Source organism: Luteibacter sp. (genome assembly GCF_009912395.1).
Lineage (GTDB): Bacteria > Pseudomonadota > Gammaproteobacteria > Xanthomonadales > Rhodanobacteraceae > Luteibacter.
On sequence record NZ_WNDO01000025.1, the window covers coordinates 46,721 to 57,469 of the forward strand.

Sequence of the window (10,749 nt, forward strand, 5' to 3'; positions counted from 1 at the left end):
GAGCGCATCGTCATGGAACCTTTCGTACACGACGCCGCCGAGGCATTCGAGCAACGGGTTCGCAAGAACCAGGCGTACCTTGCCGATCACCTGAGCCCGTCCTACGACGTAATCGTCTGCGGATCGGGCACCGGAGGGTCGGTCGTCGCCCGACGGCTGACGGACGCGGGCGTGCGCGTCCTTCTCCTGGAAGCCGGAGGCGACGACAATGCGCCCACGATCACCGAGCCAGGCCAGTGGGGCCGTAACCTGGGCAGTGAGCGCGACTGGGGGTTCGTCGCCCAGCCGTCGGCTGCCGTGAATGGGCGGCGCATGCCACTTGGAATGGGCAAGGTGCTCGGCGGGGGCTCAAGCATCAACGCGATGATCTGGGCGCGTGGCCACGCCTCGGACTGGGACGAGTTCGCGCGACTGACGGGCGATCCCGGTTGGTCCTACCGGTCGGTCCTCGATGTGTATCGCGATATCGAGGACTGGCAGGGCGTGGCTGACGCAAGACGCCGTGGCAGGGGAGGTCTCGTGCATGTCGAACCGGCCGGCGATCCGAGTCCTGTCGTTCACGCGTTCCTCGACGCGGCACGGGAGATCGGCATGCCCGTGTTCGACGACCACAACGGGGAAGCGATGGAAGAGAGTGAAGGTGCCGCGCTGGTAAACCTACGCATTCGCGATGGTCGTCGTCTTTCCATGTTCCGTACCTATGTCCATCCGGTGATGGACCGCTCCAATCTCGCTGTCCTGAGCCATGCCCTGGTAACGCGCATCGTCATGGACGGCGATCGTGCGACCGGTGTGGACGTCGCCTGGAACGGGCGCATGCTGACGATCGGGGCAACGAAGGAGGTGATCCTCGCCTGCGGGGCGATCCAGACACCCAAGCTGCTCATGCAGTCGGGTATCGGGGCCGAGGAGGTGCTCGACGCCGCCGGTGTTCGCGTGTGGCGTGCCCTTCCCGGCGTGGGTCGGAATTTCCAGGACCATATCCGGATCGGTTGCGTATGGGAGAGTCCGGATCTCGTGCCGAGGCGGAACAACGGTGCGGAGGCGACCTGTTTCCACCGCAGTTCGCCGTTGCTCGTGGCACCAGATCTGCAGACCGTCCTCGTCGAATCGCCGGTCATCACACCGGAAACCGCCCACTTCGGCGCACCGCCGCAAGCGTGGACCCTGCTACCGGGGCTGGTCCGCCCGCAGAGTCGGGGCTACGTCGCCATCACGGGTCATCGCCCTGACGATCCGGTGAACATCGTCACCGGTGCCCTGGAGGCATCGGAAGACGTCGATGCGCTCATCGAAGCGGTGGCCCAGTGCCGCGCTTTGGGAAACGCGCAGGCGATGCGTCCTTTCGTCCGCCGGGAGATCATGCCCGGGCCGCTATCCGGTGGCGCCTTGCGTTCGTTCATCCGCGATAGCGCCGCCACCTACTGGCACCAGGCTGGCACGGCGAGGATGGGTGTCGACGCCATGTCGGTGGTGGATGCGAACCTGCGTGTCCATGGCGTACGCGGACTGCGCATCGCCGACAGTTCCGTGATGCCGCGCGTGACGACGGGCAACACCATGGCGCCCTGCGTGGTCATCGGCGAAAAGGCCGCGCGCTTCATGCTTGCGGAGCATGGCTACGCGGCGTGATGGCTCACTTGGCCTCCTTCGTTCCCAGCGCGACTACGGCGCCCTCGCTGGGCTCGGTGCGTCGCACCGGCGCAGGGCGCGGCGATGTCGGTGCCGTGCGACCGAGGGTGATGTTTTTCGAGGCGCGAACCTCGCGGTTGGAAAACGTCCAGATTTCTCCCGTCGCCGTGATGAACACCGTCCAGTAGAGGTCCGACTCCGGTCCATAGTCGATCAGGAAGTGCGCGAAGCCCTCACCCTTGGGCGTGTTCAGCGGTAACGGCGGATTGAGCTGGAGCATGGACGTCCTCCGATGGGATCACTTCTTCTGCTGGTTGTCTTCGCCCGAGTCGTCCTTCGGATCGCCGGAGGCGTCCGTATCGCGCTGGCGGATGGAGTTGCGCGGGTGCTCCGGCGGATCGTTCTGGCCGGGATGTTGCGGCGGACGGTTCTTCTCGTTGGCCATGGGCTGGCTCCGTGCGGAGGTTCCAGACTCTCGGGGTGTCGTTGAACGAGCCGTGGGGCCTTCGTGACGATGCCTTGACATGCCGCGCAAGAAACGGAGTTTCCGGCCGGCCAGGCCGGCTTACCATGAGCCCACTGGACGAAGCGGTATCTCGTCCACGACTTGTTCCCGCCTGTCTTCACACCCATGTCATGACGGGGATCCGCTTATGCATCGTCGATCCGACGCGACCACGGCCACTTTCATGAACGACACATCCACGACGATCCGTTACGCCACGCGGCCTTCCGTCCTCGGCACGCTGCTCGTCGCCGCCAGCGGCAAGGGGCTGGTGGCGCTCATGTTCAGTGACGACGCGGACGCGATGACGCTGGAGTTTCTCCATCGCTTTCCGGGTGCGATGCCCGCCGGCAGGGATTCTGCCTTCGTGGCGATCGTCGACAAGGTGGCGGCGTTCGTGGAAAACCCACGCTCGGGCCTGGACGAACCGCTGGATGTGCGCGGCACCGATTTCCAGAAGCGTGTGTGGAACGCCTTGCTGACGATCGCGCCGGGTGAAACGGCGAGCTATCTCGATATCGCGAGGCAGATCGGTTCCCCCGGTTCGGTGCGCGCGGTGGCGCAAGCCTGCGGTGCGAATCCGCTATCGGTGGTGATTCCCTGCCATCGCGTCGTCCGTAGCGATGGCGGCATCTCGGGATATCACTGGGGCGTGGAAAAGAAACGCGAGCTGCTTCGTCGCGAGGGCGTGGCGTGACGGCATCGCTTTTCGATGCACATCGCCCGCAGACCGAGGGCATCGTTCCGCTCGGTGAGGGTGCCGCCGTGCTGCGTGGCTTCGCCTACATGCAGGGCGAGGCGCTGCTGGCGCAGGTGCATGCCATCGCGGACGCGGCGCCGTTCCGTCACTTGGTGACGCCAGGCGGCCATACCATGAGCGTGGCGATGAACAACTGCGGCGCGCTGGGGTGGATCAGCGATCCACGTGGCTACCGCTATTCGCCCACCGATCCGTTGACCGGGAATCCGTGGCCGACCATGCCGGAAGCGTTCATGGCGCTGGCGCGTCGTGCGGCGGCCGAACTGGGTTTCGACGATTTCGTTCCCGATGCCTGTCTGGTCAATCGTTATGCGCCGGGCGCAAAGCTTTCGATGCACCAGGATCGCAACGAACGTCGCGATACGCAGCCGATCGTTTCCGTCTCGCTCGGCATACCGGCGATGTTTCGCTTCGGCGGGCAGGGACGTGACGTCAAGCCGCTGGACGTGCCGCTCTTCCACGGCGACGTGGTGGTGTGGGGCGGGCCGTCGCGCATGAACTACCACGGTATCGCGCCGTTGAAGGAAGCCTCGCATCCGCTGACGGAGCGCTACCGCTTTAACCTGACCTTCCGCACCGCGCGTTGAGTCACCCGGCGACGCCGCGCGCCTCGCCCAGCAACCAGTCGCGGAAGGCCTGCAGCTTGGGCAGCGATGCGCACTCGGCCCGGTTGACGACGTAGTAGGCCAGTTCGGAAGCCTGCTCAATCTCCGGGAACAAGCGCACCAGCCGACCGCTGGCGAGGTCGTCGCGCACCATCACGCTGCGCGCGAGCGCGACGCCATGACCGTCGATGGCGGCCTGCAATACGGCGGCGGAATTGTTGATGCGCAGGCCGCGCGTGGTGTCCACGTTCGCCGCTCCGGCATGTTCCAGCCACGCCTGCCATGACGCGAAGCCGATATGGGTGTCCACCGACTGATCGTGGATCAGCGTCCTGGCGGCGAGGTCGGAGGGTGCGCGTAGATCGCGGTGTTCGGCCAGCCAGCGTGGCGAACACACGGGAAAGACCTGTTCGTCCATCAGCTTCTCGGCCACCAGCCCCGGCCATTCCCCACGGCCGTAGCGCACGCCGATGTCGATGCCCTGCGCCGTGAAGTCCATGAGCTTCAGGCTGGTGTCCAGGCGCACGTCGGTATCCGGATAAGCGACCTGAAAATGCTCCAGGCGCGGCAGCAACCACTTCGCGGCGAACGCAGGACTTACCGTCACGGTGAGCACGCCGCTGGCGGACGATTCGCGAAGGCGGCTCAAGCCCAGGGTAAGGCGATCGAATCCGGCGCGGATATCCGGCAGCGCACGTTCCGCGGCTTCCGTGGGCACCAGTCGCGCCCTGCCGCTGGTGCCTCGATGGAACAGCGCGGTGCCCAGCCAGTCTTCAAGGCTACGGACCAGCTGGCCCACCGCGGCGGGCGTCACGCTCAGCTCGGCGGCAGCGGCCGAGAAGCTCTGGTGCCGAGCGCTGGCCTCGAAGGCGCGCAAGGCGTTGAGGAACACGGGCGATTTCATGGCGGCAAAGAAATTCTTTGTATGAGGCAAAGAATATACCGTTTGTGGGGGTTCCAGGCGGCGATCAAGATGCGGGCATGCCAGGAAAGCGCTTCCAGCGGCCGCTGAGGCCATGGAAAGTTTTTCTGAACCGCCAACCCCCATCGGGAACCCGATCATGATGGTCGACTGGAACACCTACCGCGACGCCCTGCATCGCACCGTCGGCGATTTCGCCAAGCTCAACCCGCCCGTGATGCGTGGCCTGTCCATGATGTCGGGCGCCGAGAAGGACGGCCACCTCGGTCCGAAGATCCACGAACTGATCGCGTTGGCCGTTGCCGTGACGACCCGTTGCGACGGCTGCATCGCGACGCATGTGAAGGCCGCTGCCGAGCACGGCGCGACCCGCGAGGAGATCGCCGAAGCCCTCGGCACGGCCATCGCGCTCAACGCGGGTGCCGCGCTGACCTACACGGCCCGTACGCTGGACGCGTTCGACGCGCTACCGTCCGCCTGAGATCGCGAGCCGTTGAGCCATGCGCATCCATGCCGACCTTTCGCTTCCCGCGATCGTCACGCCCGACGACTATCGCTGGGTCGCCTCGCCGCAAGCAGGCGTGACGCGCATGATGCTCGACTGCGTCGGTGACGAGTGCGCCCGCGCGACCAGCATCGTGCGTTACGCGCCGGGTTCGATCTTTCCGCGACATGCCCACCCGGGTGGCGAGGAAATCCTGGTCCTGTCGGGCACGTTCTCCGACGACAGTGGCGATCATCCGGCCGGCAGCTACCTGCGTCATCCCTCGGACTCGTGCCACGCGCCCTCCAGCGCGCAGGGCGCCACGATCTTCGTGAAACTGCGGCAGATGTCGCCCATGGACGCTCGCCGCGTCCGCATCGATACGAAGGATCCCGGAAACTGGTCGTCCATCGACGGCGGTGCGGTGTGCGCGCTGCACGAACACGATGGCGAACGCGTCGCGTTGCGCCGACTACCCGCGGGACAGGTGCTGGAATACGACCGTTCGATGCTCGTGGAGATACTCATCCTCGTCGGCGAACTGTGCGAGCAAGACAGGCGTTTCCCCGCAGGCAGCTGGTTGCGTCTTCCCGCCGGCCACCATGACGGCTTCCGCGCCGGCGACGCGGGCCTTACCGCCTATATCAAGACAGGGCACCCGCCATGTTGAGCTTCCGCGTTGTCATCGTCGGTGCGGGGATCGCCGGCCTCTACGCCGCCGTCCATCTTCTGGAGCGTGGCGTCGACGAGGTCCTGGTACTGGAAGCACGGGATCGTATAGGCGGTCGCGTGTTGTCCCTTCCCGAGGGATCCACGCGTTACGACCTGGGCGCGACGTGGTACTGGCCGGCCATGCAGGACGAGTTGCATGCGCTCATTTCGCGGCTGGGTGTTACCACGCTGGCGCAGCACGAAGCCGGCGACATGCTTGTGGAGCGTACGGTCTCGCGTTCGCCCGATCGGTTCACCGGCTTTGCTTCCGCGCCACCTTCCATGCGGTTGGCGGGTGGCATGGCCTCGTTGGCCGACGCGCTTGTGCGACGTATTCCAGAAGATCGCCTGCGCTTGGGGCATCGCGTAGCGGACATGACGGCGGATGGGGACGGCGTCACCGTGCGGGCGATCCGCGACGATGGTGCGTTCGTCGTCTTCCACGCAGATCATGTCCTGCTCGCAATACCGCCACGGCTCGCGACGGCGATCGACATGCAGCCCGCCCTGTCCACGGGAACGCAACGGCAGTGGAATGCCGTCGGTACCTGGATGGCGCCGCACGCAAAGTACGTCGCGGTCTACGACACACCTTTCTGGCGGCATGAAGGCCTTTCCGGACATGCGCGGAGCACGACCGGGCCGCTCGTGGAGATCCATGACGCCTCGGCGGACGATGGCGAGGGCGCGCTGTTCGGTTTCATCGGTGTCCCCGCGACGATGCGACGGCGGATGCCCGACGCCGCGCTACGCGAGCTATGTCGCGCGCAGCTGGTGCGGCTGTTCGGCCCACGTGCCGGCGAACCGCGGGCGGAGTACGTGAAGGACTGGGCCGCCGATCCCTGCACGGCAACGCAGGCCGACCAGATGGCAGGTGGGCACCACGACACCGCCGCCGCCATCGGTCACGGCGACGGCCCGTGGCAACACTTTCTGACGGGCATCGCGAGCGAATGGTCGCCATCGATGCCGGGTTATATCGCTGGCGCGGTGGAAGCCGCGCGACAGGGTGCCAATCGTGCGATCGGCCTCATCCCTTCCGCGACAGCGTCGTCGGTCGCCCTACCGGAGTCATCCCATGAAGCTTGAAGGCAAGACGGCCCTCGTTACCGGAGGCAGCAGCGGCATCGGACTCGCCACCGCTGCGCTGTTCGTTCGCGAAGGCGCACGCGTGGCGATCACCGGGCGTGACGAAGCGAAGCTGGCGAAGGTCGCGCAGCAACTCGGACCGGCCGTGCTCCCCATCGTGGCCGATGTGCGGTCGCTCGATGACCTGCGTCGTGTGCGCGGTGTCTTGGAAACGGAATTCAACGGCCTGGATATCTTCTTCGCCAATGCTGGCGTCGCCTTTGGCACGCCGCTGGACGGTACGGAGGTCTCTCGATACGACGAGTTGATGGATACCAACGTCAAGGGCGTCTTCTTCTCGATGCAGGCGATCTCGCCGCTGTTGCGCGATGGCGCCTCGGTGATTCTCAACACGTCGTGGCTTGCCGACGTGGGTACGTCCGGCCTGTCGATGCTGTCAGCGTCGAAGGCGGCGGTGCGTTCGCTGGCACGGACCTGGTCGGCTGAATTGCTGTCGCGTCGTATCCGGGTAAACGCGGTCAGCCCCGGTGCGATCGACACGCCGATCCATGGCCCCCAACAGGCCGATGACGTCACCGCCGCCAAGGCGCGCATCGCCCAGTGCGTGCCGCTCGGTCGCCTCGGCGAGGCGGAGGACATCGCGCAGGCCGCGCTGTTCCTGGCCAGTGACGCTTCCCGCTACATGCTGGGTGCGGAGATCGCCGTCGATGGCGGCTTCGCCCAGCTCTGATATTTCCCTGGAACGAAAGGACAAACGACATGCGTTTTGAAAATAAGGTCATCGCGATCACCGGTGGCGGTTCGGGTATCGGCAAGGAAACGGCGCGTCGCTTCGTGGCCGAAGGCGCCAGCGTGGTCATCAATGGACGCGACCGGCAGAAGCTTGTCGCCGCGGCGAAGGAGATCGACCCGTCCGGTAGCCGCGTGGTCGTCACCGATGGCGACATCGCCGATCCGCACACCGGCCAGACCCTCGTTGACACGGCCGTGCGCCGCTTCGATCGGCTCGACGTGCTCGTGAACAATGCAGGCGTGTTCAATCCGAAGGCCTTCCTTGATCTTACCGAGGCCGACTACGACTGGTACCTCGACACGATCCTGAAGGGCAAGTTCTTCACCGCGCAGGCCGCGGCCCGTGCGATGAAGGACAGCGGTGGCGGCGCCATCGTGCAGACCGGTTCCATGTGGGCGATCCAGGCCATCGGCGCCACGCCGTCGGCCGCGTATTCCGCCGCCAACGCCGGCGTGCACGCGATGGTGCGCAACCTGGCGATCGAGCTGGCGCCGTACCGCATCCGCATCAATGCCGTGGCACCCGCCGTGGTGGAGACGCCGGTGTACAACACCTTCATGAGCGACGCGCAGGTCAAGGAAGTGCTGCCCACGTTCGATGCCTTCCATCCGCTGGGACGCAACGGCCAGCCGGCCGATGTCGCCGAGGCCATCCTGTTCCTCGCCTCCGAGCAGGCGGGTTGGATCACCGGCACGGTGCTGCCGGTGGACGGTGGCGTCACCGCCGGTCGCCAGTAAGCGATCGATCGATCAACCTCGCCAGCGTCGCGACCAGATCGTCCATGCGCGACGCCTCCGTGTTGCCGTAGCCGAGCACGAGGCCGTTGCATGTGGGTGTCGCCGAGGAGACGAAGGCCGAGAGGGCTTCCGGCGCCATGCCGTGCTCGCGGGCGAGAAAGGCGACACGGCGATCCGGCACCTGTGCGGGAAGATGCAGCGCGAGGTGCATGCCGCTGTCGCCTCCAGTGATCGTGTGCGGGAGGCGCAGATGCTTGCCCAGCGCATCCCGCAACGCATCCCGGCGTTCACGGTAAAGGCGGCGCATCGCGGCCACGTGCCGGCCAAACCGTCCGTCACGGATGAAGTCGGCCAGGGCCAGTTGTTCGAAGCGTCGCCCACCGCGCAGCAATTCGCCCAGCACGGGCCGCATCGCGGGCAGCAGCGAGGACGGCACGATGAGAAAACCCATGCGCAATGCGGGAAACATCGTCTTGCTGAAGCTGCCGACATAGAGCACGGGAGCATCGGGCACCAGGCCCTGCATCGCGCCGATCGACTCGCCCGAGCGCCGGAATTCGCTGTCGTAATCGTCCTCGACGATCCATGCACCGTGCGCCGCCGCGTTGCGCAACAACGCGAGCCGCCGGCTCGCGGACAGCACCGAGCCCAGGGGATATTGGTGCGAGGGCGTCGTGTACACGAGTTTCGGCGGCCGCAAAGCCCAGTCGTCGTCGGCAATGACGATCCCGGCGTCGTCCACCGCACACGCGACGACATCCACGCCACCGGCCGCCATCGCGTCCTGGGCGCCGCGATAGCCCGGGTTTTCGATCCATGCCGTGTCGCCCACGTCGGCCAGCAGGCGCACGCATAGCGCTAGTGCTTCCTGTGCGCCCTTGGTGATCACGACCTGGTCGGGCGTCGCGCGTACGCCACGCGCCATCGCCAGATGGCGCAGGACGGCCGCACGCAGTTCGAGTTCGCCACACGGATCGCCATGGCCAAGTGCTTCATGGCCGCGGCGTGCGATGGCTTCATCGAGGCAACGCTTCCAGGCGGCGACGGGAAAGCGATCCAGCGCGGGTACACCGGGCCGCAGCGCGAATCCGTCGCCCGCTACGGCGGCGCGGCGGGGAATGCGCATCGCCCTGGCGGAAAGCGAGGGCGACCGGGCGACATGCGCGGCGGCCGAGGGGGGCGCCGGGCGGCGCAGGTCGGCGACGCGCGTGCCCGACCGATCCGCTTCGATGTATCCCTCCGCGCCTAGCAGTTCGTACACGGCGGTCACCGTGTTTCGGGACACGCCCATCGTGGCGGCGAACTGGCGCGATCCTGGGAGGCGACTCCCGGCCGGAAGTCGTCCATCGAGGATGCCGGTGCGCAGGTGCCGCAGCAGCTGTCCCTGCAACGACAGTCCGGTGCCTCGCGGCCGAAGCGAGCCGGCAAGAAAGTCGGTCCACGTGGCGTCGTCGCGCTGTGCGGTCATGGGGCAGGGATCCTGGGCGTGCTGGCACCATCATATCGGTCCATCGTGGCACCACCGGAAGGTCCAGCGACGCCTAGGCTGGCATGGTCCTTTCCTCTGGAGATATCCATGGCCCCCCGTCTGAACGCCTTCGGGCAACCCATTGGCGAATCGATGGCCGCGTGGCAACCCCGGGCACGGCCCGCACGCGTTGTCCTGGAGGGACGCCACTGCCGTCTCGAACCCTTGGACCCGGCACGGCACGGCGCCGATCTATGGCATGCCCACTCACAGGCCATGGATGCCAGTGGCTGGACCTATCTTGCCGTGGGCCCCTTCGATGATGCGGCGGCGTTCGCTCATTACCTGGCGCAGGCGGCGACCAGCGAGGATCCGCTGCACTACGCGGTGGTCGACCGGTACAGCGGCAAGGCGCTGGGTACGTTGTCGCTCATGCGGATCGATCCCGCCCACGGTGTCGTCGAGGTAGGCAACGTGGTGTTCTCGCCATCCCTCAGGCGGACGCCGATCTCCACCGAAGCGCAGTACCTGCTCATGGCCTACGTCTTCGATACCCTGGGTTACCGTCGCTATGAATGGAAGTGCGACAGCCTCAACGGGCCGTCGCGTGATGCCGCCCTTCGTCTCGGCTTCCAGTTCGAAGGCGTCTTTCGGCAGGCCATCGTCTACAAGGGGCGCAGCCGGGATACCGCGTGGTACTCGGTGATCGACGGGGAATGGCAAGCCGTGCGCGCGGGATTCGTCCAATGGCTGTCCGAGGATAATTTCGATGCGTCCGGCGCGCAGCGGCGACCCCTCGCGGATATCCGGAAGGAAACCAGCGACATGACCGGCTCCGCCACGCAGGCAAGTTCCTGAGGTGTTCGTGTCGTCTCGCAGAAACTCGTGCCTGGCGTGCAGCGTGATGAAGGCGAGGGCCGACGTATAGGACGATTACGCGCGATGCATCCGTTGTGCGGGGAAGTTCAAGGAACGGAAGACGCGATGGACCGACGTGGTATCGCCTACCCCTGAGTGGGTATGTCGTGATGACGAGGTATGCC

At 66.2% G+C, this 10,749-nt stretch carries 13 protein-coding genes; 9 read left to right on the forward strand and 4 right to left on the reverse strand.

Annotation, left to right across the window (positions count from 1 at the left end):
- Positions 1-12 precede the first annotated feature (12 nt).
- Positions 13-1,632 (forward strand): GMC family oxidoreductase N-terminal domain-containing protein, encoded by a 1,620-nt coding sequence (locus GAK28_RS19230; RefSeq protein WP_291783146.1) that lies wholly within the window; start codon positions 13-15, stop codon positions 1,630-1,632.
- Between the two features lie 4 nt (positions 1,633-1,636).
- Here the strand turns inward: GAK28_RS19230 and GAK28_RS19235 are convergent, their stop codons facing one another.
- Together GAK28_RS19235 and GAK28_RS19240 are read right to left on the reverse strand one after the other, a co-directional pair.
- Positions 1,637-1,912 (reverse strand): hypothetical protein, encoded by a 276-nt coding sequence (locus GAK28_RS19235; protein WP_291783149.1) that lies wholly within the window; start codon positions 1,910-1,912, stop codon positions 1,637-1,639.
- An 18-nt stretch (positions 1,913-1,930) separates the two neighbouring features.
- Positions 1,931-2,077, reverse strand: a complete 147-nt coding sequence (locus GAK28_RS19240; protein WP_291783152.1) for a hypothetical protein — start codon at positions 2,075-2,077, stop codon at positions 1,931-1,933.
- Between the two features lie 244 nt (positions 2,078-2,321).
- Between GAK28_RS19240 and GAK28_RS19245 the strand changes: the two genes are divergently transcribed.
- Together GAK28_RS19245 and alkB are read left to right on the forward strand one after the other, a co-directional pair.
- Positions 2,322-2,834: a methylated-DNA--[protein]-cysteine S-methyltransferase gene (locus GAK28_RS19245; protein ID WP_291783154.1), complete on the forward strand. Its 513-nt coding sequence runs from the start codon at positions 2,322-2,324 to the stop codon at positions 2,832-2,834.
- On the forward strand, positions 2,831-3,484 hold the full coding sequence (gene alkB, locus GAK28_RS19250; protein WP_291783157.1) for a DNA oxidative demethylase AlkB: 654 nt from the start codon (positions 2,831-2,833) through the stop codon (positions 3,482-3,484). The genes GAK28_RS19245 and alkB overlap by 4 nt, the downstream gene beginning before the upstream one ends.
- Position 3,485: 1 nt before the next feature.
- Here the strand turns inward: alkB and gcvA are convergent, their stop codons facing one another.
- On the reverse strand, positions 3,486-4,406 hold the full coding sequence (gene gcvA, locus GAK28_RS19255; protein WP_291783160.1) for a transcriptional regulator GcvA: 921 nt from the start codon (positions 4,404-4,406) through the stop codon (positions 3,486-3,488).
- 160 nt (positions 4,407-4,566) lie between these two features.
- Here gcvA and GAK28_RS19260 point away from each other — a divergent pair, with 160 nt between their 5' ends.
- From GAK28_RS19260 to GAK28_RS19280, 5 genes are read left to right on the forward strand one after another with little or no spacing between them, the layout of a single operon-like run.
- Positions 4,567-4,905, forward strand: coding sequence for a carboxymuconolactone decarboxylase family protein (locus GAK28_RS19260; RefSeq protein ID WP_291783270.1), 339 nt, complete (start codon positions 4,567-4,569; stop codon positions 4,903-4,905).
- Between the two features lie 19 nt (positions 4,906-4,924).
- Positions 4,925-5,578, forward strand: a complete 654-nt coding sequence (locus tag GAK28_RS19265; protein WP_291783163.1) for a cupin domain-containing protein — start codon at positions 4,925-4,927, stop codon at positions 5,576-5,578.
- Positions 5,572-6,708 (forward strand): FAD-dependent oxidoreductase, encoded by a 1,137-nt coding sequence (locus GAK28_RS19270; protein ID WP_291783166.1) that lies wholly within the window; start codon positions 5,572-5,574, stop codon positions 6,706-6,708. The genes GAK28_RS19265 and GAK28_RS19270 overlap by 7 nt, the downstream gene beginning before the upstream one ends.
- Entirely contained in the window at positions 6,698-7,438 is a 741-nt protein-coding gene (locus tag GAK28_RS19275; protein WP_291783169.1) for an SDR family oxidoreductase, read from the forward strand. Before GAK28_RS19270 ends, GAK28_RS19275 begins: the two co-directional genes overlap by 11 nt.
- 29 nt (positions 7,439-7,467) lie before the next feature.
- A complete protein-coding gene (locus GAK28_RS19280; protein ID WP_291783172.1) occupies positions 7,468-8,238 on the forward strand; it encodes an SDR family NAD(P)-dependent oxidoreductase in 771 nt (256 codons plus the stop codon).
- Here GAK28_RS19280 and GAK28_RS19285 read toward each other — a convergent pair.
- On the reverse strand, positions 8,219-9,706 hold the full coding sequence (locus GAK28_RS19285; protein WP_291783175.1) for a PLP-dependent aminotransferase family protein: 1,488 nt from the start codon (positions 9,704-9,706) through the stop codon (positions 8,219-8,221). The two genes, GAK28_RS19280 and GAK28_RS19285, sit on opposite strands and share 20 nt — an antisense overlap.
- Before the next feature lie 108 nt (positions 9,707-9,814).
- Between GAK28_RS19285 and GAK28_RS19290 the strand changes: the two genes are divergently transcribed.
- A complete protein-coding gene (locus tag GAK28_RS19290; RefSeq protein WP_291783178.1) occupies positions 9,815-10,564 on the forward strand; it encodes a GNAT family protein in 750 nt (249 codons plus the stop codon).
- Positions 10,565-10,749: the final 185 nt, after the last annotated feature.